The following is a 24,719-nucleotide window of genomic DNA, read 5'->3' on the forward strand; positions in this document are numbered from 1 at the left end:
GCCGACTAGGGTGGAGGTGCGCGTGGAGCGCGAAGGGGCACGGCGGGGTTTCGCGTCGGACAACCAGGCGAGCGCGCATCCGGATGCGCTCGCGGCGATCGCGGCCGCGAACGCCGGTCACGCGCCCGCGTACGGAGACGATCCTTGGACCGCCAAGGCCGAAGCGGCGTTCCGGTCGCACTTCGGTACTAGCGCTCGCGCGTTCCCGGTCTTCAACGGCACCGGAGCGAACTCGACGGCGCTGGTCTCCCTCCTGCGTCCATGGGAGGCGGTCGTGTGCAGCGAGTGCGCGCACATCGACACCGACGAGTGCGGCGCTCCCGAGCACTTCACCGGTTCGAAGCTGCTCCCCGTCGCCGCGCCCGACGGCCGCGTCACGCCCGCCGGGGTCGCTGACAGGTTGCGCGGCATCGGCGTGGAGCACCACTCGCAGCCGCGCGCGCTGTCCCTGACCGAGGCGACGGAGTACGGGACCGTCTACGGTCCGGCTCGCGTGCGGGAACTCGCGGACCTCGCCCACGAAGCCGGTCTCTTCGTCCACATGGACGGCGCGCGACTCGCGAACGCCGCCGCCGCCCTCGATCTTCCCATGCGCGCTCTCACCACGGACGCGGGTGTGGACGTCCTCTCGTTCGGCGGGACGAAGAACGGTCTCGTGATGGGCGAGGCCGTCGTCTTCCTCTCGGACCGCGTGAGCCGGGCCGCGGACGCGTTCAAGTACGCGCGCAAGAACGGCGGCCAGCTCGCCTCGAAGATGCGCTACGTCTCCGCGCAGCTGAGCGCGCTCCTCGATGGCGACCTGTGGCTGCGCAACGCCCGCCACGCGAACGCGATGGCCGCGCGACTGGAGAAGGGCGCGCGCGGCGTGCCCTGGGTCGAGATCGTCGCGCCCGTCGAGGCCAACGAGATCTTCGCGAGGATCCCGGGGCGGGTCGTCGGGGACCTCCAGGACGCATATCCGTTCTACGTCTGGGACGAGCGGGGAAGAAGTCTGGAAGACCATACGGTGGTCGTGCGATGGGTGGCCTCGTGGGACACGACCGAAGACGACGTCGACGGTCTCGTCGCGGCGCTGGCCGATGCATAGGAGCGCTCCCCTGCTGTAACATGGGAGCGCGAAAGCGCCAGGCCGCCGACGATACGAGGAGGTGCGATGGGCCGACGCATCCACCGACGCGCGCTCGTCGCGGTCTGCTCGCTGGCGGTCTCCCTCGCGCTCGCGACGCCTGCTCCCGCATCGGCGACGGTACGGATATGGGAAGGTCTCGGCGTCGGCTCCGCCAGGCTCGGGTACCACGACTCGACGTGCATCAGGTCGCTGGGGACACGGGTCGCCCGCAGCGGACGGAGCACGGAGTACGAGGGCCAGACCGTCTACTACGCCTATCTCGGCACGCGCCTGTCCAGCGGCTCGTATCCGCTCGAGATCTATTCGAACGCGTCGAGACACGTCTTCATCTTCGTGGTGAACGGGTCGGGATACGCGACGGGGCGCGGCGCGCGGGTCGGCACGACGGAGGCCGCGCTGCGTCGGGCGTACGGCTCCGCTCTGCGCCGGGTCCCGGGATCCGTCTACACGAAGTACGTGCTCGGAGGGCGCAAGGGCACCGACTTCTACGTGAGGTCGGGCGTCGTCAAGCAGATCATGGTCCGGACGTACTGACATGCGCCCGACGGACCCCATACGGATACTCGCGGCGTCGTTGCTGACGGCGTCGCTGCTCTTCGCGCCCGCTGTGTCGCGCGGGACCGGCGCACCCGAGGCTCCCCTCGTCTCGCTCGGCGAGGCCGAGGCCCGCGCCCGCGCCGTGCGGCTCGACGTGACGGTCGCTCCCGGCGCGCGGGAGGTCGCGCTGCTGCGCGACGGAGTCGAGACGACGCGCGCCTCGGTGCCCGATCCCGACTCGGGAGGGACGCTCGCGATACGCGTGCACGTGGCTGCGGACGTCGAGACGTACACCGCGATCGCGTACGGCGAGGGCGGGGAGGCCGGCCCGGCGAGCGAGCCGTTCGTGGCGAGCGCCGCCGACTTTCGCCCGCGGACGCCGGGGCTCGCGGTGGCGTCGGGAACCGTGGCGCGCCGGGTCGTCGCCGCCGGGACCTGCGACACGCGCACGGTCAGCATCATCGTGGACGCCGGCGGCATGTACCTCATGCAGCGCCGCGTCGAGCCGTCGGGCGCCGCCGCTTTCGATCTGCCTTCGGCGAAGATCCCCTACGGCGGGATCGCGGTGCGCGTCCGCGCACGCAACGCCTGGGGGGACACGCCCTCCGAAGAGGTCGTCGTGTGGAACCTCGGTACCACGCCGGGCGCGGCGCGCTACGTGCTCGTCGACAAGTCCGACATGATGCTCTACCTGGTCGAGCACGCGCGCCTCGTCGCGTCGTTCCCCGTGGCGATCGGCATGCCCGGGACCCCGACGAGGGTCGGCACTTGGTACATCCGCACGAAGGAGCGTCTGCACGGGGGCAGCGCGTACGGCGTCCTGCGGATGTCGATGTGGAGCCGCAGGCCGGGCGGATGGCACTTCTCCGGCTACTACATCCACGGCACGAACCGGCCGAGCAGCATCGGCACGATGGCGAGCATGGGTTGCGTGCGCATGTACAACCCCGACGTGCTGCGTCTCTCCACACTCGTCCCGCTCGGCACGCTGGTGCGCACGCGGGAGTAGTCCGTCGCGCCGGTCTCCCTGCTTCAGAAGTCGATGTAGATGAAGGGCGAGCCGCCGCCCGCGAAGACGAGTACGGCGACGAGCAGCGCCGCCCACAGCAGCGCCCAGCCGGCGTCGATCGCCAGTTCGCGTGCGAGACGTCTGAAGTCGCTCATGCGTCAGCTCCCCGCCAGTCGGGCCAGCAGGAGCCCGAAACGCCCCACCGGCATGACGAACAGGCCCCACCCGAACGTGACGAGCGCGAACGTCAGCAGGCCGCCCGCGAGCGAGGCGAGCGGTCTCATCCTCTCCGGCGCGCGCAGCCCCGTCCGCTCGACGACGTGACGCCACACGCGGTACGTACAGAGCAGCGCTCCGTGGTAGAGGCCCCACGCGACGAAGTGCCACGCCGCGCCGTGCCACAGGCCCGAGACCGCGAAGGCGACGAGCGTGTGCAGGACGGTGCGAGCGAGACCCTTGCGGTTCCCTCCGAGCGGCCTGTAGATGTAGTCGGAGATCCAGGAGGTGAGCGACATGTGCCAGTGCCGCCAGAACGAGGCGATGTCGGCCCGCAGGTAGGGCCAGGAGAAGTTCTCCGGGACGCGGATGCCGAAAAGCCTCGCGCTGCCGATGGCGATGTCTGAGTATCCGGAGAAGTCGAGGTAGATCTTCAGGCCGTACGCGAGCAGAGCCACAAGGAGATCGGCGCGGCCGGTGCCGGACACTCCCGCCCTGGAGAGCAGCAGCTGGATCCAGAGGGAGAGCGTGTCGGCGAGGACGATCTTCTTGGCCGCTCCGACGAGGATGCGCGTGATCCCCTCCTGTGCGTCTTGGGGCGTGAGGCGCGCCCCGCGCAGTTGTTCGAGGAACGCCGGGAAGCGCTTGATCGGTCCCGCGACCATCGTCGGGAAGAAGACGGCGAAGGCGAGGAAGTCGCCGAGGCCGTGTTCCGGCAGTGCGCCGCGCCGGCCTTCTATGAGGTAGTGGACGAACTCGAAGGTGAAGAACGAGAGCGCCAGCGGCAGGTAGAGCGATTCGAACGTGGGAAGACCGCCGCGGCCCAGCAGGGCGAGCACGCGCTGCGCGGTGTTCACGGCCATGCCCGAGTACTTGAACCACGCGAGCGCGCCGATCGTCGCGCCGAGTCCCGCCGCGAACGCGGCGCGCGAGCGGCGTACCATGCGTCCGGCGACCCACACCACGGCTATCTCCACGGCGAGCAGCCACAGGAACGCCGTCGCGTAGTAGGCGTAGAACGCGAGCCCCGTCGCGAAGAGCCACCAGGGCCGCGCGCGGCCCGGCAGCAGGTGGAAGACCGCGACAGTGACAGCGAGGAACAGCGGGTAGATCGCTTCGTTGAAGATCACGGCGACACCCCCGCTCCCGGCGCCGGTCCGGCCGTCACCGTCGACGCGGGAGCGCGGCCGAGCAGGTACGCGCCGGCGTCGCGCCAGAGTCGCTCGCCGGTGAGTCTCCCTCCCTCGGCGGTGGTGTGGCTGATGTCGGAGAAGTCCTCGGAGGTGAGGAACGGGCGGTCGTGATAGTCGAGCACGGGGAAGTCCGGGCCGACCGCGGCTCGGATCACGTCCAGGTTCGCCGCATACCGCCCGGGGCCGATGAGCTTGTAGGCGGCGATGACGTCCTCGTTCATGGGCGAGACGAAGAAGACGGCGCGCTTGTCGTGCCGGCGCAGGAGGTCGGCCATCCTGCGTAACGAGACCACCTCGACATCGCCGGGGCGCGCGCGGAAGGAGCTGCGCCGCGCGTAACGGGCGACGACGACCATCTGCCGGGCGGGCGGCAGGGAGTCGAACGCCGCGACCCCGTCCTGCGACGCGACCGAGCCCTGCGTCTGTGCGCCCCGCGCGCTCTCCCATGCCCGGAAGAGGCGCCGCTCCGGGCCGTCGCCGAGCACGCGCCGCACGATGAGGTCGCGCTCGCGATAGAGCGCCCAGCGCCGTCGCATCCACGAGCGCAGCGCCGCGCCGAGATCGATACCCGGCGTCGGGCGAAGTCCCAACGCCGCGGCGTCGGCGGAGGTGACCGGGACGCCGAGAGCCTCCGGCAGGCCCGGCTCCCTTATCGGCGAGGGCTCCCGCGCGGCGGGCGAGAACGTGTGGTAGGTGAGCTGGACGACGAAGGCGTCCCCGGCGCCGGCCAAGCGCGCCAGGACGTAGCCCTCGTCCGCGGGCAGCCATCCGTCCCCGGAGACGTTGTACGCCTTCGCGCCGGGCGTGCCTTCACGGCGAGCGGCCCGCTCGAAAGCGTAGGGGAAGGTGTCCGCCGCGTCGCGGATGCCGTGACCCCATGTCGGCGAGGCGCCGATGAAGACGACCGTCGGGGTGGCTCCGTCCGCGCGCATCCGCTCGATGTGGTCGGCGTAGGCGGGAAGCGAGCCGATCTCCCCGCCGGGCGGAAGGCGGTAGTCGCGTTCGAACGCGCCGGAGGGCGGGACCGTCCTGACGACCGCGGCATCGAGGAGGGCGAGGAAGACGAGGCAGAGGGCGACGCGGCGCAGGAGCCGCCACGCCGGCAGCCCCTCGCGTTCGCGTGGCCCCGCGCCGTCGGCGCGCGGCCCGAAGTCGGCCGTCCTGCGTTCTCCCATGACGCGTGCCATCGTCGGCGAAGGGCACTCGGCGGGTCAAGCCGGGCCGCGCCCGGACACCGTGGCCGGGGGTCGTCGGTTCGACATGGGGGCGTGCCGCGGCTATACTCGCTCGGACGAACACGGAGACTGATGACGTTCGATGAACTCGGGCTCGAGGCGCGCCTACTCAAGAGCGTGCATGCCATGGGGTATTCCGAGCCCACTCCCATCCAGCAGGACGCGATTCCTCTCGCCTTGGCGGGCAGGGACGTCGTCGGCTGCGCCCAGACGGGCACCGGCAAGACCGCGGCGTTCGTCCTTCCCGCCCTTCAGCGCCTGAGCCACGCGCCGGGCATCAAGGCCCTCGTGGTCACCCCCACGCGCGAACTCGCTCTCCAGATCGAGGAGGTCGCGCGGGTCGCGGCGCGCTTCACCGGGCATCGGGTCCTGTGCGTGTACGGGGGCGTCGGCTACGAGCCTCAGGTCGCGGCGCTGCGCAAGGGCGTCGACTTCCTCGTCGCCACTCCCGGTCGCCTCCTGGACGTCTGCCGCCGCGGCGACGCGAATCTCGGACATGTCGAGATCCTCGTGCTCGACGAAGCGGACCGGATGCTCGACATGGGCTTCTGGCCGGACGTCCGCCGGATCCTGGCGCTCCTCCCCGAGAAGCGGCAGAACCTGCTCTTCTCCGCGACGATGTCCGACGAGGTGCTGCGCGTCGTCGCCTCGACCCTCGACGACCCGGTCCGGGTCGACGTCGGGCAGGTCGCGACGCCGGTCGACGCGGTGCGGCAGGCGGTCTACGCCGTCGACGCGGCGCAGAAGGCCGAGCTGCTCGTGGAGCTAGTGCGCCGCCAGGACCTCACCAGGGTGCTCGTCTTCGTCCGCACCCGGCATCGGGCCGACCGTGTCGCCCGGGTCCTCGTGCGCAACGACATCGAGTGCTCGGTCATCCATTCGGACCGGACGCAGGCTCAGCGCCAGAAGGCGCTCGAGGGGTTCAAGGACGGGCGCGTGCGCGTTCTCGTCGCCACCGACATCGTCGCCCGCGGCATCGACGTCGAGTCGATAAGCCACGTCGTGAACTTCGACATCCCGGCGAACCCCGAGGACTACGTCCATCGGGTCGGACGCACGGCGCGCGCCGGCGCGACCGGGACGGCCATCAGCTTCCTCGCCGCCGAGGAGGTCCCCGACCTAGAGCAGATCGAGCGGTTCATCGGGATGACCATCGCGTGCGAGGACCTGCCCGGCTTCACGTACAAGGAGCGTTTCGTCCCCCCCGCCGATCGCACGCCGATGCAGAAGAAACCTCGCGTCGTGTACGGCGGCCGCGTCATGGGCAGGCGCCGCAGGGGGCGCCGCTAGGCGACCGTTCGCACCGGTGCGCTCCACCCGTATACTACCCATCGGAGCCGCAAGTCGCCGTCGTGAGGGAGCGCCGATGATCGCCGTCCGCATGTTCGAGCCAACGGATCTGGACTCCTGTGCGAGCTTGCTCATCGATGCGTCGCGTGGCGTTCTCGGGATGCCGGCGTCGATGGAGCGCGCCCGGGAGTATCTCGAGGACGTCTACGGGATGATCGGCTTCGGAGGCCTCGTCGCGGTCGAGGGCAAGCGCACGGTCGGGTTCCTGATGGGGTTCCGCCGCCGCTGGCTCGAAGGAGACGAGTTCCAGGTGGTGGAGCTCGGTGTCGACCCGGCCTGGTCGGGAAGAGGCGTGGCGGACGAGCTGGTCACGACCCTGAAGAGGACCCTGGCGGGAAAGGGCTACCGCAGCATGGAGGTCATGACGAGCCACACGGTGGTCTCGACGCACTTCTACGAGCGGCACGGCTTCCACCCGGATCCCACGGTCCAGTACATGCGCGCCCTGCTCTAGATGCGCCTCAGCGCAACCCTCCGGTAGCGTCGAGCAGACCGACGGCGGCGTCGAGCGCGCGCCCGGCGAACAGCGGGGAGAAGTCGGCGATCGCCCACCACTGTTCGAGCAGGCTCCGTGCCTCCTCGAGCCGTGCCGAGTCGCCCGAGAGCCGCCACAGGCGCACCGCGTTCTCCGCCGATGTCGCCGCGCCCGAGGGCGTCGGCTCGTCGCGCTCCTCGCGCGCACGCACTGGCAGGTCGGTCTTATCGTCGGTCATGTAGAGCGTGTCTTGGGACCCGAATCGTGCCAGCGCCTCGTCGTGAAGGGCGGCGGCCGTGGGGAGCAGGTCGTCGCGTCCGGCGATCTCCGCCGCCGTGAGGCACGCGGCCGACAGCGCGGCGGCGTCCTCCAGCAGCCGGACATCCTCCATGGAAGGGTCATCGAGGACGTGAGGCACGCCGTCGCCGCGGGCGGCGAGCGGGAGGAGGGCGTCGAGCGTCGAGAGCCCCGAGCGGGTGAGATGCGGGTCGTCGAACGAGGCGCCCGCCTCGAGAAGCCCTCTCGCGGCGAGGGCGTTCCACGAGACCACCAGGTTCGTGTCGGGCTCGGGCGTCGCGGCACCGGTCGCCACCGCCGCGTGGAAGAGGCCCCCGGAAGCGGCGAGGTCGCGTTCGAGGAACGCCGCGGTGCCGCGAGCCGCCGCCGCCCATTCCTCGCGCGGGTCGACGCCGTGCGCGCGGGCGAGGTCGCTCAACAGCAGCGCGGAGTCGTAGAGCGTCTTCTCGGGGGACGGCGCTGTCCAGTCCGCGCCTGCCGCGTATCGGAACGGACCGCCGCCGGCGTGGTCATACCCTCCACCACGGATGCGTCCCTCCAGCGAGCGCATGGCGTGGTAGCGGGCCTCCCCGTCGCCGAGAGAGTGCGCGAGCGCGAGCAGGAAACCGGTCACCGTCGACAACGGGAACTTCGGCACGGTGCCGAAACCGCCGTTCGTCTCGTCGGCCTCGCGCATCACGTACTCCGCCGCCCGCTCGACGACCGTGAGGTCGATGTCTCCCCTAGGGCGCGGCGCGGCCTGGTCGCGCAAGAACCCCTCGCCCGCCGCCGCCGCCTGCCGCACGCCCGCGCGATCGTCGCGCCATGAGTCCGCGACGGTCTCGAGCACGCCGATGAGGTCCGCGACATCCTCGCTCGCGTCGCGCGGGAGGTAGGTCTCTCCGAAGAACGGCCATCCCTCGGGCGTGAGGAAGACGGCGAGAGGCCAGCCCCCCGAACCCGACGTCGCCGTCACGTAGTCGAGGTAGACGGCGTCCACGTCCGGGCGGCAGACACGATCGACCATCACGGGGACGAATCGTTCGGCCAGCAGGCGGGCGACCGCGGTGTCCCCGAACGATCCGAGGCGCAAGGCGCGGCAACGCTCGCACGAGTGATATCCGATGGACGCGAAGAGCGGGCGGTCGAGATCGCGCGCCTCGGCGAACGCTGCGACTCCCCACCGCCGCCACGGGATGGGGCCCGCGGCGTGGGCCGCCAGGTACGGCGACACTGAGCCGCCGAGCGCGTCCGTGGAAGGCGCATTCTTGGTCACGAAAGGTTTGTCCCCCGAATGAGCGGTCCCGTTCGTCGGACGAACGGTGCTGAGACCTTCATCTTCGAGAACCTCCTACCGATTATCAGAGTATGAACGGTGACGCATCGGGCGTCGCCGGGACGGACTTCTGGAAGGAGGCGGAGCCATGAACGGCATCATGACCCTTAGGAACCCGGCTCCCGCCGTGGTGCACGTCGATGACAGTATCGCACCTCTCGTGCCTCGCTACCTCGCTCGGCGCGCGGACGACGCGCACGCCATGCGCGACGCGCTGGACTCCGGCGATCTGATGACCGCGAGGACCATCGGGCACAAGATGCGCGGCTCCGGCGGCGGCTACGGTTTCGACTACCTCACCGACCTAGGCGCCGAGGTCGAGGCGGCCGCGGTGCGCGGCGACCTCGTGACCCTGCGCGAGTGTGTGAGCGCGCTCGAGGAGTACCTGAGTCACGTGCGCGTCGAGTACGTCGCGTGATCCGCCCGGTCGTGACACGCCGGGGTTAGAATACTCGCCATCATCAACTCGATGGTGGAGGTGGTAGCCATGACCCTGCGGATCCGGATGCTCGTGCTCGCGGCGGCGGTCGTCGTTCTCGCGACGCTCGTCGGCTGCACTGGTGCCAAGAGCGGCTCAGGCGGCTCTTCCGTGTCGATCAAGGGCTTCGCCTTCGAACCCGCGAGTCTCAAGGTCGCCAAGGGATCGACCGTCGTCTGGACGAACAACGATTCTGTGGACCACACGATCATCGGCGAGGGCTTCAACAGCGGCCAGATCGCCCCCAGCTCGACGTTCAGATACAAGTTCGACAAGGCGGGTACTTACGACTACTCCTGCGGCATCCACCCGTCGATGAAAGGCCAGGTCATCGTCGAGTAGGGCGGGTCGTCGGGCTGTTCGCCGTCAGGCGGTCGCTTCGCGCGAAGCGCGGATGACGCCGAGCACGTCCTCGGCGTGTCCCTCGACCTTCACCTTCGGCCACACGTGCGCGATCGACCCGTCCGGTCCGACGAGGAACGTCGTGCGTCTCGCACTCACGCCGAGCACCTCCCGCGCTCCCCACGCGGCGATGGTCCGCTTCTCGGTGTCCGAGATCAGCGGGAACGTCAGATCGAAGGCGTCGATGAAACGTCGCTGCACCTCGGGCTTGTCCGCGCTCACGCCCACCACGAGGGCGTCGAGGGCCTCCAGGTCCACCGCATGGTCCTGGAAGTCCTTCGCTTCGTGGGTTCAACCAGGGGTGTTCGCCCGCGGGAAGAAGTACACGACGACCCATTTCCCTCTCGCCTGCGCGAGGTCGAACTCTCCGCCTCCGGTGACGGTCGCTGCCAGTGGCGGCGCGGCGTCGCCGACCCGCGGGAGTGCGCTCTCCGTCATCGTGACCTCCTCGGTCCTCTGCACTCGGGGGCGTGGGATCCTCTCGAAGGTATGTACCGCGACGCGCGTGCGCTAGACTGACGGTGTCCCCGGAAGCGTCGTAGGAGGCCGAGATGGACGAGTGCGAGCTGCGCAAGACGGCCGGGGAAGGCGTCTTCTCGTGCGACACTGGCGATTGCGTCTTCTGGAGACTCGCAGGCCACCTCGACCTCGCGGAGTGGCCCGACTCGGGGTGCGCCGTTCAGTACTTCGATCTTCTCGGCGAAGGCGGCAGCGACGTCGCCGCCTGGTTGCTCAGCGTGAAGGAACGCGTCGAGCTCCTCCCGCAGGCCGGCAGCTAGGAGGTCGAGGGATGTCCGAAGTGCGGCACGTCGTGATCCTCGGCTCGGACATGCGCGCGGGCTGTTGAGGCCCACCGTCGGCGTCCCGTGCGGACACCGGTTCGATGCGCGAAGAGGCGGCGGACGCCGCCGCCAGGGTCTCGGCGCGCTTCGGCGACCGGGTCCGCGTGACGTACTTGGACACGTGCGAGCCCGCCATCGAGGACCATCCGTACGCGCGACCCTTCACCTTGCTCGGTCCGGCGGCGCTTCCCATCGTCTTCATCGACGAGGAGCCCGCCGTCTTCCGCTCGGCGGACCCCGGGGAGATCATCGCGATCCTCGAGGGGTGACCGGTCCGGCCGGGGCGGCGTACCATGGCAGGATGCGCTACCTGGTCGACGGATACAACGTGACGAAAGGCGACCCCGCCACCCGTGACCTTCCCATCGAGGGACAACGGACGGCACTGGTGGCGCGTCTCGCGACGCGAGGCCGCGACCTGCTCGGCTCGGGCGACGTGCTCGTGGTCTTCGACGGGAGGGCCGGACTCGGCGGCGGCGAGCGCCAGGGCGCGGTGTCCGTCCGTTACTCGCGGGACGAGTCCGCGGACGAGCTCATCGTCCGCGTCGCGCGCGAGGCGGTCTCGGCGTTCGCGCTCGTCACCTCCGACCACGAACTTGCGCAGAGGGCGGCCGATGCGGCGGAGGTCGCGGTCGAGGTGCGCGGACGCGAGTCGGTCTACGGGGGAGCGAAACCGCGCCGGCGCCGCGCGGGACGTCCGGGTCGGGACGAGGAGTCGCCGCCCGATGCGAGCGCCATCACGAAGGAACTGAAGGACCTTTGGCTCTCGAAGGAGGAGTGATCGTGCGCGGGGTCTTCGTCAACATCGTCACGGTGCTCGCCGGCACGGCGGTCGGGCTCGGGTTCGGCCGCCTCATCCACGAGCGCTTCCGTACGATCGCGATGACCGCGATGGGCCTGGCGACGCTGGCCATCGGCATGAAGATGGCGATCTCGACCCACAACCCCGTCATCCTGGTGGGGAGTCTCGTCGTCGGCAGCATCATCGGCGAGGCGGCGGGCATCGAGCGCCGTCTCGAGTCGTTCGGCGAGTGGCTGCAGCGCGTCGTGCACGGGAGCGCGCTGCTCGCCCCGTCTCCCGACCGGCACGGGCACACGCTCGTCGAGGGGTTCGTCACCGCCAGCCTGCTCTACTGCGTCGGCGCGATGACGATCCTCGGGTCGATCAAGGACGGACTGGGAGACCCGACGCTGCTCTACCTGAAGGCGACGATGGACGGCGTCGCCTCGATCGCGCTCGCCTCGACGCTCGGCGTCGGCGTCGGCTTCTCGGTGATCCCGATCCTGGCGATCCAGGGCGGTCTCGCCCTTGGGGCGCACGCCGTGCAGCCGTACCTCACTCCCGCGGTCATCCGTGAGCTGTCGGCCGCCGGCGGGACGCTCATCCTCGCCATCGGTCTCGACTTGGCGAAGGTCAAGCGGCTGCCGGTCGGGAACATGCTCCCAGCGATACTCGTCGCCGCCGTCGCGGGATGGTTCTGGGGGTAGCGTCCTACGGCGCCTCGCGCCACCCCTGGACGGCGAACGCGTTCGGGCACAGGCCGTTCAACACGCACGCGCCGCAGACCGGCCGCTTGGCGTCGCATACGGCGCGGCCGTGTTCGATGAGCCGGTAGGTGACGCGGAACCACTCCTTGCGCGGCAGCAGCGCCATCAGGTCCCGCTCGACCTTGACCGGGTCCTTCTCCGACGACAGTCCTAGCCGGTGGGCGAGCCGCGACACGTGCGTGTCGACCGCGATGCCCTCCACCTTGCCGAAGAGGTTGCCGAGCACGACGTTGGCGGTCTTGCGCGCGACGCCGGGGAGGGTCAGCAGCTCCTCCATCGTGTCGGGGACCGTGCCGCCGTGCTCCTCGAGAACGAGTCGCGCGGCGCCGATGACGTTGCGGGTCTTGTTGCGGAAGAAGCCGGTCGGCCGGAGGTCGCGCTCGAGGTCGGCGGGATCGGCGCCGGCGAACGAGGCGACCGTCGGGTACTTCGGGAACAGCGCCGCCGTGACCTCGTTCACCTTCCGGTCGGTGCACTGCGCGGAGAGGATCACCGCCACGAGCAGGTGGAAGTCGGTGTCGTACGAGAGCATGATCCGCGCGCCGGGGTAGAGCCCGGTGAGCCGCCGGTCGATCTCGAGCGCCCGTTCTCCGACATCCATCGCGTCCTCCCGGTTCTCCGGCCATCTTACGGCCATCCACCGACGGCGTCTTGCCCGTTCCCGTTGCCTGCGGTGCAATGGTGTCTGCCGTATGTCAGCCCGTCGGGGCATCCCGCGGCCGCTTGTGTCGAGAAGGAGCCGGGATGCTGTTCCGCGAAGGACCCGTGATCGCGCCCGCGACCGTCGCGCCCGAGGCCTGGGCCGCCGCGTTCGCTCCCGAGCGGGGAGCGCTGGTGCTCGCTCCGGGTTCGTCCAGCGGCTGGCTCGGCGGACTCACCCTCGTCGCGTGCGATCCCGAGTGGAGCCGCTTTCCCGCAGGCGACGACACGTCGCCCTACTCCCCGAGCGAGGCCTTGAGCGGGGCGGGGAGTGCTCTCGATGAGGTCCTGGGCTCCCGGGACGGGGAGGGGTTGTGCGCCGTCCTGCTGACCTACGAGGGGGCGGCGACGGTCGCGCGGTTCCGGCGCGGTCTCGCGCGGACTCCCGGCGGTTGGCGGGCGTGGGGAGATTGGCGTGGCGGGACGCCGCCGCAGCCGGTGGAGGCCCTACCGCTTCCGGCATCGGCGCCTCTCCTGCTCGACGCGGCTTCCGATCTCGATGCGGGGTCGTTCATGCGAGGCGTCGAGGCGGTGAGGGAGGCCGTCCTCGCGGGCGACGTCTACGTGCTCAACCTGACGCGTCGGGTGACGGGTGTCCCGGCGGCATCCCCCGGCGTCCTGTTCGCTTCGATGCTGGAGCGCACCTCGGCATCGATGGCCGCGTCGTGGGTCATGCCCGATCGCGCTCTGATCTCGGCGTCGCCGGAGCGGTTCCTCTCACTCGGGCGGGGGCTGGTGACGGTCGAGCCCGTGAAGGGGACGAGGCCGCGTCACTCCAGCCCGGAGCGCGACGCCGCCGCCATGTCAGAACTCTCGGCGTGCGAGAAGGAACTGGCCGAGCACGTGATGGTCGTCGACCTCGAGCGCAACGACCTCGGCCGGGCGTGCTCGCCCGGGAGCATCGTCGTCTCGCCGCTCGCCATGCTCGTGTCGACACCCTACTGCCACCAGCTCGCGAGCCGGGTCGGCGGGCGGCTCGCGGACGGGTCCGGATGCGCCGAGCTGCTCGCCGCGACGTTCCCTTGCGGTTCTGTCACGGGAGCGCCGAAGAGGTCGGCGATGTTGCACATCTCTGAGCTGGAGTCCGGTCCGCGAGAGGAGTACACGGGGAGTCTTCTGGTGGCCGTTCCCGGCAGGCTCGATTCCTCCGTGCTGATCCGCTCGCTGGTGGTGCGTGGAGACGAGGCGGTCTACGGAGTGGGCGGCGGGATAACGATCGATTCCGACCCGCTGCTGGAGTGGGAGGAGACGATCGTGAAGTCGATCCCGGCATGCGGCGCGGCCGCGGCGATTGACCCCGCCCCGCTTGGGAGATAGTCTCGTCCGACACCCCGCCCGGTCTCCGGTGCGGGGCCGTCGTGCTGCTTTGAAGGGACGCCCGTGCCGCCGCTGCGATCCATAATGGAGAGACTCCGCCTCGCTCCCGCGTTCGCCCGGGCGGCGGCGATGCTCGCCGCCGGTGACGATTGCTCGCTCGCCCTTCCCGGGCTCGTGCGGCCGGTCGTGACCGCGGCGCTGTACGCGTCGAGTCCGCGCCCGACGCTCGTCGTCGTGCCGGGCGAGGAGGCCGCCGAGCGATTCGTGCGCCAGGTCGCGGCGTATCTGCCGCGCGACGTGGTACTGCCGCTGCCGACGAGGCTCGACATGCCGTGGTCGCGCGAGCCGGCCGACCTGGAGCGCGCCGGCAGGCGCGGCAGGGCGCTCTACGCGCTCGACCGCGGACGCGACGCCCTCGTCGTGACTTCCGCCCGCGCGCTGCTGCGCCGCTTGCCTCCGCCCGGTGCGCAGGTCTTCGACCCGGTCCTGCTCGCCCCCGGCGCTCCTATCGACCTCGACGCGACGATCGAGCGGCTGGCGCGCATGGGCTACGAGCGGTTGCCGAGGGCGGAGAGCCGCGGCGAGTTCGCGGTGCGCGGGGGCATCCTCGACGTCTTCCCGTCGGACGCCGCGTATCCCGTCCGGGCCGAGTTGTCCGGCGACGAGGTCGAGAGCCTCGTGCGATACGTCTCCTCGACGCAACAGGCGGTCGGTCCTTCGGGTCCGGTGGAGGTCTTCCCTTGCCGCGAGGTCCGTCTCGGCACGCGCGCCGCGCAGAGCGCGCGCCGCGCGTTCGGGGAGCGCGCCCGCGAAGACGAGGGACTCGCTCGCGACCTCGAGCGTATCGACGCGGGGATCTGCTTCGACGGAGTGGAGGGCTATCTGCCCCACCTGTACAAGGAGACCGCGACCGTCATCGGGTACGTCTCTCCCGCCACGCTCGTGGTGGTCGCCGAGCCGCGCGCGATCTTCGACGACATGGTGCGCGGTCACGAGGACCTCACTACCCGCGCGAGCGCCGCCGGGCGCAGGGTCGACGAGGGGTTCGTCGCTCCGGGGTCGGTCGATCTCGGTGGGCGCCAGCGCATCACCTACCTCTCGCTGCTGCGGGCGGGCGGCGCGGTCGACGGCGAGATCGCCGCGCGGCGGCCGGAGGTCGCCGGAGGCGAGGAAGCGTTCGTCTCGGGGGTCCGCGCGCTGCTCGACACCGACCATCGCGTGCTGGTGGCGGCGCGCGATCGAGCGGGTCGTGAGCGCCTGGCGGTCGCGCTGACCGGCGCCGGCATATCCGTGGAGGACGCGCGCGCCGAAGACGGGCTGCGTGCGGGCGTCGCCGCGCTCGCGGTCGCCGACATCCCCGCGGGCTACGTCGTGCCGGACGCCCGGCTCGCCGTCGTGAGCATGGAGGACGTCTTCCCGCGGGCGCGAAGGGCCGCGGGTGGCGCGGTCAACGCCGCGGACCTCACCTTCTCGTTCAAGCCGGGCGACCACGTCGTCCACGCCGTCCACGGCATCGCGCTCCTAGTCGGCATCGTGCGCCAGACGGTCGCCGGGGTGGACCGCGACTACCTCCTCCTCGAATACGCGAAGGGGGACAAGCTCTACGTTCCCGTCGAGCAGATCGACCGGGTCACGCGCTACGTAGGTCCGGACGGCGGTGCTCCGAAGGTCACTCGGCTGAACACCGCCGACTGGTCGCGCGCGACGCGCGGGGCCCGCGCGGCCGCCCGCAAGCTCGCCTTCGACCTCGTCGACCTCTACGCGAGGCGCGCCACCGTCACCGGTTTCGCGTTCTCGCCCGACACGCCCTGGCAGATGGAGATGGAGGCGGCTTTCCCCTTCGAGGAGACGCCCGACCAGCTCGCCGCGATAGCGGACGTCAAGTCGGACATGGAATCGGAAGAACCGATGGACAGGCTCGTGTGCGGCGACGTCGGCTACGGGAAGACCGAGGTCGCTATCCGCGCGGCGTTCAAGGCCGCTCAGGACGGCAAGCAGGTCATCGTCCTGTGCCCGACGACCATCCTCGCTCAGCAGCACTTCACGACCTTCTCCGAGCGGTACGCGCCGTTCCCGGTCCGTGTCGAGGTCCTCTCCCGGTTCCGCTCGAAAGCCCAGCAGGCCGACGCGCTCGCCGGGTTCGCCGCGGGGAGCGTGGACGTGCTGATCGGCACCCATCGCTTGCTTTCACAAGACGTGGGGCCGCACGACCTCGGGCTGGTCGTCATCGACGAGGAGCAGAGGTTCGGCGTCGGTCACAAGGAGCACATGAAGCACCTGCGCGAGCAGGTCGACGTCCTCACGCTCACGGCGACCCCGATCCCGCGCACGCTGCAGATGTCCCTGTCGGGCGTGCGCGACCTGTCGGTCATCGACACGGCCCCGCCGAACCGCTTCCCGGTCGCCGTGCACGTGGGCGAGTGGGACGCCGAGGTCGTCGGTCCGGCGATACGCCGCGAGATCGAGCGTGGCGGGCAGGTCTACTACGTGAGCAACCGCGTCGGGACGATCGACGACGCGGCGCGCCGCGTCTGCGCACTCGCCCCCGAGGCCCGCGTCAGCGTCGCGCACGGTCAGATGTCCGAGCGCGAGCTCGAGCGCGTGATGGAGTCCTTCTCAGCCGGCCGCACGGATATCCTCGTCTCGACCACGATCGTGGAGAGCGGCATCGACAACCCGCACACGAACACGCTGGTGATCGAGGACAGCGAGCGTCTCGGTCTCGCGCAGCTCTACCAGCTCAAGGGCAGGGTGGGACGCAGTCACGTCAAGGCGTACGCGTACTTCCTCTTCCCGAGCGCGCATCGTCTCACCGATCCCGCCTACGAGCGGCTGACCGCGATCCGGGACAACGCCGATCTCGGGAGCGGCATGAAGGTCGCCCTGCGCGACCTCGAGATCCGCGGCGCGGGGAGCCTGCTCGGCGCCGAGCAGCACGGCAACCTCTCCGCGGTTGGCTTCGACCTCTACGCGCAGATGCTCAAGGAGGCGGTCGCCGAGGCGAGGGGCGAGGCGGTCTCGACGCTGCCGGAAGTGCGCGTGGACATCCCGGTGCCCGCCTTCCTGCCCGACGACCACGTCCCCGACGTGGACGAGCGGGTGGCCTTCTACCGGCAGCTGGCGGGAGCCCCGACCCCCGAGGCCGTCGAGCGCGTCGCCTCGCGCCTCCGCGAGCGTCACGGACCGCCGCCGCCGCCCGCCGCGGCGCTTCTAGCGGTGGCGCGCATCCGCGCGCTCGCCATAGGCCTCGGCGTTGCGAACATCGCGTACGCGCGCCGTCGCGTCGTCGTCAAGCCCGTCACCCTCGACGGCGCGCAGCGAGGCGCGCTGGCGGCGTCGCGCAACGCGGTCTATCTCGAGCGGGACCGCTCGGTGAGCTTCGTCGACGACGGCGCCGAGGGTCCCGTGCAGGCCACGCTCGACGCTCTCAATGCTATACTGTCCGTCGTTGAATCCGCCTGACATGTTCTCCGGAGAGGAACTCGAATGAAGCCGTGGTCCAGACTCATGGCCATCGCGCTCGCAGTGACCCTGGTCGCCACGGTGAGCGGCTGCTCCAAGAAGGACGTCGCCGGTACCGTGAACGGTGAGGTCATCAAGAAGAGCGAGGTCGAAGAGCAGATCGCCCAGATCAAGAAGCAGTACCCGCAGATGTTCACCGGCGCCGACGGCGAGGCCCGGATCGCGGACTTCCGCAAGCGCATCATCGACAACATGGTGACGGAGATCCTCGTCCGCCAGGCCGCGAAGGACGCAGGGATCAAGGTCTCCGACAAAGAGGTCGACGCCCAGGTCACCGAGCTCAAGCGCGGCTTCCCGAACGAGAAGGCCTTCCTCGCCCAGATCCAGAAGGCCGGTATGACCCTTGAGGGCCTTCGCGACCAGGTGCGCGACCAGCTCATCACCCAGAAGCTCCTGAAGAACCTCACCTCGAAGGTGAAGGTCTCCGAGGCCGACATCTCCAAGTACTACGAGACCAACAAGACGCAGTTCAAGGAGGACGCGGCGATCCACGCGCGTCACATCCTCTTCAAGCAGAGCGACAAGGCGACGGCGCAGCGCGTCCTCGGCCAGATCCGGGGGGGCGCGGACTTCGCGGCCCTCGCGCGGCAGTACTCGCAGGACACCGCGACCAAGTCGCGCGGCGGCGACCTCGGGTGGCCGACCACGCCGTTCGTGGCCGAGTTCCAGGCGGCCGCCGACCGGCTGCAGCTGGGTCAGGTCTCCGACCTCGTGCTGACGCCGTTCGGATGGCACATCATCAAGATCATCGAGAAGCGCCCCGCCCGTCAGCAGACGCTCGCGCAGGTGAAGGAGCGAATCAAGTCGATCCTCCTGCAGGAGAAGCAGGCCGAAGTCTACCAGAAGTTCATCAACGCGCTGAAGAAGAAGGCGAAGATCCAGCTGGCGAAGTAGCCCGCGGCGGCGTCTTGAGGGGGGCGGACGTGGGCTCGATCTCCATCGTCGGACTCGACGAGCGCGACGGTGTCTTGAGCGCGGCGGCGGTCGAGAGGCTTCGCCGCTCGGAGCGCGTGCTCGTCCCTTCCACGACCGGGCGAGTCGCCGACGCACTGTCCGCAGCCGGGGTCGTGACCACCGGATACGCCGATGTCGGCGTATCCGAGGGCGCGTCATCGTTCGAGATCGTCTCCGGGATACTCGCTCTTGCCCGCGACCACGATGTCAGCATCGCCAGCGTGGGATACCCGCTCCTGCGAGAAGGGGTCGTATCGGGCCTGCTCGCGAGGGCCGGCAGAGGAGTCGAGATCTTCCCGGCCGACTCGCCCTCGCAGGTCGTGTTGCTCGCGCTCGATGTCGACGTGACCGCCGACCTCGACATCATCGATGCTCGCAGCCTGCGCTCGGCCGACCTCCGACGAGACGGTCATCTGGTCGTCACCGAGGTGCGCGGCCAGGGCGCGCTCGGCCGTGTGGCCGAACGGTTGGCGCAGTCCTTCCCGGTCGAACACCCTGCCGTCGTCGCCGACTGCCAGACCGACGGGGCGATCCGTCTCGAGATGACGAGCCTGTCAGACCTCGCTTCCGCGAACGCTTGCGAGGACGCGGTCGTCTACGTCCCGCCGGTGCGCGTGCCGGCCCCCGGCGGATTCGACGAGCTGGTGCGCATCATCCGCTTGCTGCGCGGCCCCGGCGGGTGCCCTTGGGACCTCGAGCAGACCCATCGGTCCCTGCGGCAGAACATGATCGAGGAAGCGTACGAGGCGGTCGCCGCGATCGAGTCCGGCGACGACTCGGCCCTCGCGGACGAACTGGGTGACGTGCTGCTCCAGATCATGCTCCACTCGAGGATGGGCGAGGAGGACGGCACGTTCACCATCGATGACGTGGTGAGCGGGATCACCGCCAAGCTGCGCCGCCGCCATCCGCACATCTTCGGCTCGGCCAGCGCCGGCACCGCTTCCGAGGTCATCGCGCGCTGGGACCAGCTCAAGCGCGAGGAGCGTGCGGGAGAGGGCGTCCTCGACGGAGTGCCCGATGCCCTGCCGTCGCTCATGTACGCGCAGAAGATCTCGCGGCGCGCGGCCGCGGCGGGTTTCGAATGGGAGACCGTCGACGACGTGTGGGAGAAGGTACACGAGGAGATCGACGAGTTGAAGGCCGCGGCCCCCGGCACGCCCGAGGTCGAGGACGAGCTCGGGGACCTGCTGTTCACGGTCGTCAACGTGGCCCGCAAGCTCGGCGTCGACTCCGAGACGGCCCTGCGGGGCACTTGCGAGAAGTTCCGGCGGAGGTTCGCGGACATGGAGGCGCAGGCGCTCGAGCGCGGCGTCGAGCTGTCCGAGACCGACGCGAGCACGATGGAGGAGTTCTGGAAGAGCGCGAAGCAAAAGGAGCGGGCTGAAGGGAGCCGGACACGATGAGCTACATCACCGACATCTTGGCGCGAGAGGTCCTCGATTCGCGCGGCAATCCGACCGTCGAGGTCGAGGTCGAGCTCGACGACGGCGCCCTCGGGCGAGCCGCGGTGCCGTCGGGCGCCTCCACCGGCGCCTTCGAGGCGATCGAGCTGCGCGACACGGATTCGGGACGCTACCTCGGCAAAGGCGTTCTCACGGCGGTCGGCAACGTCAACGATCTCGTCATGCCCGAGCTGCTCGGGATGGACGCCAGCGACCAGCGCGCGATCGACGCCGTGCTGCTCAATCTCGACGGGACGCCGAACAAGGCCCGGCTCGGCGCGAACGCCGTGCTCGGCGTCTCGCTGGCCGTCGCCAAGGCGTCGGCGGCGTCCTTCGGCATGCCGCTCTACTCCTACGTCGGCGGCGCGAACGCTCACACGCTGCCCGTCCCGATGATGAACATCCTCAACGGCGGCGCGCATGCGGACAACAACGTCGACCTGCAGGAGTTCATGGTCATGCCGGTCGGCGCCGCCACCTTCGCCGAGGGGCTTCGCATCTGCGCCGAGGTCTACCACACCCTCAAGGGCGTGCTGAAGAAGCGCGGGCTCTCCACCGGTGTCGGTGACGAAGGGGGATTCGCTCCCGACCTGGGCAGCAACGAGGAGGCCCTGACGGTCATATCCGACGCGGTGAAGGCGGCAGGCTACTCTCTCGGCGACCAGGTCGTCTTCGCGCTCGACCCGGCGTCCACCGAGTTCTACAAGGACGGGAAGTACGTCCTGGCGGGAGAGGGCCGCGAGCTGACCTCGGCCGAGATGGTCGAGTACTACGCGGGTCTCGTCGACCGTCACCCCATCGTCTCGATCGAGGACGGGATGGCCGAGGAGGACTGGGACGGCTGGAAGCTGATGACCGAGCGGCTCGGTTCCAAGATCCAGCTCGTCGGGGACGATCTGTTCGTCACGAACGTCGAACGGCTGCGCCGCGGCATCTCGTCCGGTGTCGCGAACTCGATCCTGATCAAGTTGAACCAGATCGGCTCGCTGACCGAGACGCTGGAGACCATCGAGACCGCGAAGCGGGCGGGATACACGTGCGTGATCTCGCACCGCTCCGGTGAGACCGAGGACACGACGATCGCCGACCTCGCGGTCGCGGTGAACGCCGGACAGATCAAGACGGGAGCGCCAGCCCGCAGCGACCGGGTCGCGAAGTACAATCAACTCATGCGCATCGAGGAGGAACTGGGCGACTCGGCGGTCTACCCAGGCATGGCCGCGTTCTACAACCTCGGTCGCTAGAGGCCGGGAAGAGGGGCACGGGAGGATGACGAAAGACCGCGAACTGGGGTCGACGTACCTCCTCGGCGTGCCGTTCGAGTCGACGATCGCGCGTCGGGAGCGTCTCGCCGACAACTACGACATCGACTTCGGGCAGGAGCGTATCTTCCCGGAGCTGCTCGCCGCCGTGCTCGAGGAGGTGCCCGAAGGCGCGGACGTGCTCGAGGTCGGCGCCGCCACGGGCCTCGCGACCAGGCCGTTGCTGGGGCGCGCGGGCACCGTCACCGCGATGGAGCCCTCCGCGGGGATGCTGCGGCGCCTGCTCGCGAGCGACGTCGCCGACTCTCCCAAGCTCAGGACGATCAAGGGCCTCGTGGAGGAGCTGCCCGCGCTGCCGTCGTTCGACGCCGCCGTCGTCACGTTCACGCCGCGTCGCGGCGTCGCTCTCGCTCGGCTCCTCACGGAGCTCGGGAAAAGGGTCCGGGACCGCGTCGTCATGATGCTCGACGAGGACCGCTCGCTCGACTGGGCGTATCTGGCCCGCGGGGCGGCGGCGCAGGGATTCGACGTGACGCTGAGGATCGTCTCGACCGCCGACTCGCGGCGTCACGCCGTGCTGCTGATCGCGCGTCTGCACGGAGCCGTGGTACCGGAGCAGGGAGCGGAGCCCGAGGACGAATGGGCGGTCGATGCCCGCGAGATAGCTGTGCCCTTCCCGGCGCCGCGCGGAGCGGCGACTCGGCTCATACGCTACTTCCTTGCCGGGGGAGACCGCGCCGTGTTGGTGCGCACCGATCCCGAGGGCGTGGACCGGCTCTACGGCAACCTGCGGACCGCCGTCCATCGGCTCGGCCGCAGCGAGCTCACTGTCCGTCGCGACGGAGACGCAGTGCAGGTCGTGCGTCTCCCGCGTGCCGGCGACCGCGAGCGGCTCTCCGACGCGGACGAGCTGCCCTGACTCCTCCCGGAGGTGGGGCCATGCGCCGCACCCGCATCGTCGCCACGATCGGCCCGGCCTGCGAGTCGCCGGAGATGCTCGACCGTCTTCTCGCAGCGGGGATGGATGTCGCGCGCCTCAACGCCTCCCACGCCGGCCCGGGGGAGCTCGATGCGCGGCTGCTCGCCGTGCGCGAGGCGGAAGAGCGCGCGGGACGCCCGGTCGCGGTCATGCTCGATCTCGGCGGACCGAAAGTGAGGGTCGGGGACGTCGGTGAAGGCACGGTCCTCGTCGCGGGGACGAGATTCGACCTCGTCGCGGGGGAGTGTCCCGGATCCGCGACCCAGGCCTGTGTCACGTACGCCGACCTCGCCAGCGACCTGACCGCGGGGGACCGCGTGCTGATCGACGACGGGCGGATCGCGCTGGTGGTGGAGTCGACGGCGCCGGGCCGGGTGAGCACGAGGGTCGAGACGGGCGGGCCGCTCTCGAGTCGCAAGGGCGTGAACGTCCCCGGTGTGACGTTGGCCGTGGACGCGATCACGGCGAAGGACGCCGCCGACCTGGCGTGGGGACTCGCCGCCGGAGTCGACCTCGTGGCGATGTCGTTCGTGCGGGAGCCCGGAGACCTCGATCGGCTGCGAGCGCTCATGGGCGAGCGTCGACTCCCGATCGTCGCGAAGATCGAGAAGCACGAGGCGGTCGAGCGCCTCGGGTCGATCGTCGAGGTGGCGGACGCGATCATGGTCGCGCGCGGCGACCTCGGGGTCGAGACGTCGCCGGAACGGGTCCCGCTGGTGCAGCGGCGCATCATCACAGCCTGCCGCGACCGGGGCGTCCCGGTCATAGTCGCGACGCAGATGCTCGAGTCGATGGTGTCGGCGCCGCGCCCGACCAGGGCCGAGGCGTCCGACGTGGCCAACGCCATCTTCGAGAGGGTGGACGCGGTGATGCTCTCCGGGGAGACGGCGGTGGGCGCTCATCCCGTGGAGGCCGTCGAGACGATGGCACGCATCGCCGCGGCGGCGGAAGAGGAGTTCACGCCGGCCGGACCGCTCCCGTCCCGTGGCGGCAGCGTGACCGAGGCCGTGAGCGCGGCGGCCTGTGAACTCGCCGCCGACCTTCGGTTGGCGGCGATCGTGACGGCGACCGAGTCCGGGGCGACCTCTCGCGCGGTCGCGCGGCATCGGCCGTCGACCCCGGTCCTCGCGCTCACGCCGGATCCGCGCGTCGCCAGGGCGCTGATGCTCGTATGGGGCGTCACGCCCCGGGTCGTGGCGCCCTCCGATTCGGTCGAGCACATGGCCGCGCTCGCGGCGAAGGCCGCCGCGGAGTATGGGCTGGCGCGGTCCGGCGACCTCATCGCACTGACGGCGGGCGTGACGGTCAACCGGCCGGGCACGACGAATCTCGTCGAGGTCATCCCCGTCCCCTAGGGGCGCGGAGATCGTGGTCGCCGCAGGTAAGGGACGGTGTGTACCCTTGACCTCGCGTAGAGGTCGAGATTTCTCGTAGCCTGTGATAGGATGCGCTCGGGCGCCGTGTTGCGGCGCATCGACGATATCGCCGGCCTTCACCCAGGACGATCACCCCATGGCAGCCAGACCACCATCGCGGCAAGGGGCCAAGGCGAGGAGCACGCGGAAGTCCGCGGGTCGGACTGACGCGGCCCCGCGGTCGCGCTCGCCGCGCGTCCCGGGTGCAGCCGGCGCCCCCCGAGCGAACGCTTCGCGCGGACGCGGGAGATCCGTGGCCGCGCCGGTCCTGCTCGTGGCGGCAGTCGCCCTGGCGGTGTGGGCGCTCTTCCCGACCGTGCGCATGGGTGTCTCCGAGCGGGCGCAGCGAGCCGCTCTTCAGAGCGAACTCGACGGGCTGCAGCGCCGCAACGACACGCTGCGGCGACAGGTCGACCGCCTCAAGACCCCCGAAGGCGTCGAGCAGGTCGCTCGCACGAGCCTGGGGATGGTCCGCCCGGGCGAGCGCGCCTACATCGTCGCGGGGACGACCGCCTCCCGCGAGGCCTCTCCGGCATCGAAGGACGCCTCCTCGAGCGCTCGAGCGAGCTGGCTCGGAGCTCTCGCGCGTCTCGTCGGTCTCGGGCGGTGACGCCTTGTCCTGTGACGAGACGGTCGTCGCCGCGCAGCTCGGACGGCGGCCCAGGGGTAGCTGGAGGGTCGCGTCGCGCTGCCCGCACGGCAATCCGTCCGTGATCGCCACCGCCCCGCGGTTGAAGGAGGGCGAGCCGTTCCCCACGACGTTCTGGCTCACGTGTCCCGATATGGTCGCGGCCGTCGGCGCTTTGGAGTCCGCCGGTGGCGTCGCCGAGTGGGCCTCGCGTCTTGCGCACGATCCCTCGCTCGCCCGGCGGGCGCTCGAGGCGGATGAGGAGTACCGCAGGATCCGGGACGCGGAGGGCGGGGTGCCCGGGCCAAAGGACGTCGGCACCGCCGGTCAACGCGACCCGCTGCGGACGAAATGCCTGCACGCACATGTCGCGGCGGCGCTCGCGGGCATCTCCGACCCCGTCGGCGAGGCGGTGCTCTCCGGACTCGCGGACGGTTGCGCCGACGCCGCCTGCGGATCGCGACGGTCCTGA

General features: G+C 70.4%; 26 protein-coding genes. 20 read left to right on the plus strand and 6 right to left on the minus strand.

Annotated elements, in window-relative coordinates:
• The first annotated feature begins 22 nt into the window (after positions 1-22).
• The 3 genes from WC971_03785 (at position 23) to WC971_03795 (ending at position 2,675) form a co-directional block, all read left to right on the plus strand.
• Positions 23-1,087 carry a beta-eliminating lyase-related protein gene (locus WC971_03785; GenBank protein ID MFA5843933.1) on the plus strand — a complete coding sequence of 355 codons (1,065 nt, stop codon included), beginning with the start codon at positions 23-25 and terminating at the stop codon, positions 1,085-1,087.
• 66 nt (positions 1,088-1,153) lie between these two features.
• On the plus strand, positions 1,154-1,663 hold the full coding sequence (locus tag WC971_03790; GenBank protein ID MFA5843934.1) for a hypothetical protein: 510 nt from the start codon (positions 1,154-1,156) through the stop codon (positions 1,661-1,663).
• 1 nt (position 1,664) lies between these two features.
• Entirely contained in the window at positions 1,665-2,675 is a 1,011-nt protein-coding gene (locus tag WC971_03795; protein ID MFA5843935.1) for a L,D-transpeptidase, read from the plus strand.
• A gap of 23 nt (positions 2,676-2,698) precedes the next feature.
• Here WC971_03795 and WC971_03800 read toward each other — a convergent pair whose 3' ends face one another.
• Genes WC971_03800 through WC971_03810 form a run of 3 tightly spaced genes read right to left on the minus strand, consistent with a single transcriptional unit; the run spans position 2,699 to position 5,259 of the window.
• Positions 2,699-2,830, minus strand: a complete 132-nt coding sequence (locus tag WC971_03800; GenBank protein ID MFA5843936.1) for a hypothetical protein — start codon at positions 2,828-2,830, stop codon at positions 2,699-2,701.
• A 3-nt stretch (positions 2,831-2,833) separates the two neighbouring features.
• Positions 2,834-4,021 (minus strand): MBOAT family O-acyltransferase, encoded by a 1,188-nt coding sequence (locus WC971_03805; GenBank protein MFA5843937.1) that lies wholly within the window; start codon positions 4,019-4,021, stop codon positions 2,834-2,836.
• Positions 4,018-5,259 (minus strand): hypothetical protein, encoded by a 1,242-nt coding sequence (locus tag WC971_03810; protein ID MFA5843938.1) that lies wholly within the window; start codon positions 5,257-5,259, stop codon positions 4,018-4,020. The genes WC971_03805 and WC971_03810 overlap by 4 nt, the downstream gene beginning before the upstream one ends.
• Positions 5,260-5,391: 132 nt before the next feature.
• Between WC971_03810 and WC971_03815 the strand changes: the two genes are divergently transcribed.
• A complete protein-coding gene (locus tag WC971_03815; GenBank protein ID MFA5843939.1) occupies positions 5,392-6,609 on the plus strand; it encodes a DEAD/DEAH box helicase in 1,218 nt (405 codons plus the stop codon).
• 76 nt (positions 6,610-6,685) lie between these two features.
• Positions 6,686-7,123: a GNAT family N-acetyltransferase gene (locus WC971_03820; GenBank protein MFA5843940.1), complete on the plus strand. Its 438-nt coding sequence runs from the start codon at positions 6,686-6,688 to the stop codon at positions 7,121-7,123.
• A 7-nt stretch (positions 7,124-7,130) separates the two neighbouring features.
• Here WC971_03820 and WC971_03825 read toward each other — a convergent pair whose 3' ends face one another.
• The gene (locus WC971_03825; GenBank protein ID MFA5843941.1) at positions 7,131-8,696 is read right to left on the minus strand and encodes a DUF255 domain-containing protein; all 1,566 of its coding nucleotides are present in this window, start codon (positions 8,694-8,696) and stop codon (positions 7,131-7,133) included.
• A 148-nt stretch (positions 8,697-8,844) separates the two neighbouring features.
• Between WC971_03825 and WC971_03830 the strand changes: the two genes are divergently transcribed.
• Positions 8,845-9,174 carry an Hpt domain-containing protein gene (locus tag WC971_03830; GenBank protein MFA5843942.1) on the plus strand — a complete coding sequence of 110 codons (330 nt, stop codon included), beginning with the start codon at positions 8,845-8,847 and terminating at the stop codon, positions 9,172-9,174.
• A 69-nt stretch (positions 9,175-9,243) separates the two neighbouring features.
• Positions 9,244-9,576, plus strand: coding sequence for a cupredoxin family copper-binding protein (locus WC971_03835; GenBank protein MFA5843943.1), 333 nt, complete (start codon positions 9,244-9,246; stop codon positions 9,574-9,576).
• 24 nt (positions 9,577-9,600) lie between these two features.
• Here the strand turns inward: WC971_03835 and WC971_03840 are convergent, their stop codons facing one another.
• A complete protein-coding gene (locus WC971_03840) occupies positions 9,601-10,074 on the minus strand; it encodes a peroxiredoxin (GenBank protein ID MFA5843944.1) in 474 nt (157 codons plus the stop codon).
• A 113-nt stretch (positions 10,075-10,187) separates the two neighbouring features.
• On the opposite strand from WC971_03840, the gene WC971_03845 reads away from it, so the two are divergent.
• From WC971_03845 to WC971_03860, 4 genes are all read left to right on the plus strand, one after another.
• Positions 10,188-10,415, plus strand: coding sequence for a hypothetical protein (locus tag WC971_03845; GenBank protein ID MFA5843945.1), 228 nt, complete (start codon positions 10,188-10,190; stop codon positions 10,413-10,415).
• 104 nt (positions 10,416-10,519) lie between these two features.
• Positions 10,520-10,747, plus strand: a complete 228-nt coding sequence (locus WC971_03850) for a hypothetical protein (protein MFA5843946.1) — start codon at positions 10,520-10,522, stop codon at positions 10,745-10,747.
• A gap of 32 nt (positions 10,748-10,779) precedes the next feature.
• The gene (locus WC971_03855) at positions 10,780-11,259 is read left to right on the plus strand and encodes an NYN domain-containing protein (GenBank protein MFA5843947.1); all 480 of its coding nucleotides are present in this window, start codon (positions 10,780-10,782) and stop codon (positions 11,257-11,259) included.
• A 2-nt stretch (positions 11,260-11,261) separates the two neighbouring features.
• Positions 11,262-11,966, plus strand: coding sequence for a DUF554 domain-containing protein (locus WC971_03860; protein ID MFA5843948.1), 705 nt, complete (start codon positions 11,262-11,264; stop codon positions 11,964-11,966).
• 4 nt (positions 11,967-11,970) lie between these two features.
• On the opposite strand, the gene nth is transcribed toward WC971_03860, so the two are convergent.
• Positions 11,971-12,627, minus strand: coding sequence for an endonuclease III (nth, locus tag WC971_03865; GenBank protein ID MFA5843949.1), 657 nt, complete (start codon positions 12,625-12,627; stop codon positions 11,971-11,973).
• Between the two features lie 143 nt (positions 12,628-12,770).
• On the opposite strand from nth, the gene WC971_03870 reads away from it, so the two are divergent.
• The 9 genes from WC971_03870 to WC971_03910 all read left to right on the plus strand — a co-directional run bounded on the left by WC971_03870 (position 12,771) and on the right by WC971_03910 (position 24,719).
• The gene (locus tag WC971_03870; protein ID MFA5843950.1) at positions 12,771-14,042 is read left to right on the plus strand and encodes an anthranilate synthase component I family protein; all 1,272 of its coding nucleotides are present in this window, start codon (positions 12,771-12,773) and stop codon (positions 14,040-14,042) included.
• An 84-nt stretch (positions 14,043-14,126) separates the two neighbouring features.
• Positions 14,127-17,504: a transcription-repair coupling factor gene (mfd, locus tag WC971_03875; protein ID MFA5843951.1), complete on the plus strand. Its 3,378-nt coding sequence runs from the start codon at positions 14,127-14,129 to the stop codon at positions 17,502-17,504.
• 24 nt (positions 17,505-17,528) lie between these two features.
• On the plus strand, positions 17,529-18,458 hold the full coding sequence (locus WC971_03880; GenBank protein ID MFA5843952.1) for a peptidylprolyl isomerase: 930 nt from the start codon (positions 17,529-17,531) through the stop codon (positions 18,456-18,458).
• A gap of 29 nt (positions 18,459-18,487) precedes the next feature.
• The gene (gene mazG, locus WC971_03885; protein ID MFA5843953.1) at positions 18,488-19,924 is read left to right on the plus strand and encodes a nucleoside triphosphate pyrophosphohydrolase; all 1,437 of its coding nucleotides are present in this window, start codon (positions 18,488-18,490) and stop codon (positions 19,922-19,924) included.
• Complete coding sequence (gene eno, locus WC971_03890) at positions 19,921-21,207, plus strand: phosphopyruvate hydratase (protein ID MFA5843954.1); 1,287 nt, start codon at positions 19,921-19,923, stop codon at positions 21,205-21,207. The genes mazG and eno overlap by 4 nt, the downstream gene beginning before the upstream one ends.
• A 25-nt stretch (positions 21,208-21,232) precedes the next feature.
• Entirely contained in the window at positions 21,233-22,144 is a 912-nt protein-coding gene (locus tag WC971_03895) for a class I SAM-dependent methyltransferase (protein ID MFA5843955.1), read from the plus strand.
• A gap of 20 nt (positions 22,145-22,164) precedes the next feature.
• On the plus strand, positions 22,165-23,559 hold the full coding sequence (gene pyk / locus WC971_03900) for a pyruvate kinase (GenBank protein ID MFA5843956.1): 1,395 nt from the start codon (positions 22,165-22,167) through the stop codon (positions 23,557-23,559).
• A gap of 313 nt (positions 23,560-23,872) precedes the next feature.
• On the plus strand, positions 23,873-24,229 hold the full coding sequence (locus tag WC971_03905) for a septum formation initiator family protein (GenBank protein ID MFA5843957.1): 357 nt from the start codon (positions 23,873-23,875) through the stop codon (positions 24,227-24,229).
• Positions 24,230-24,233: 4 nt separating this feature from the next.
• Entirely contained in the window at positions 24,234-24,719 is a 486-nt protein-coding gene (locus WC971_03910) for a DUF501 domain-containing protein (GenBank protein ID MFA5843958.1), read from the plus strand.

This window comes from Coriobacteriia bacterium, from assembly GCA_041658765.1.
Lineage (GTDB): Bacteria > Actinomycetota > Coriobacteriia > Anaerosomatales > JBAZZO01 > JBAZZO01.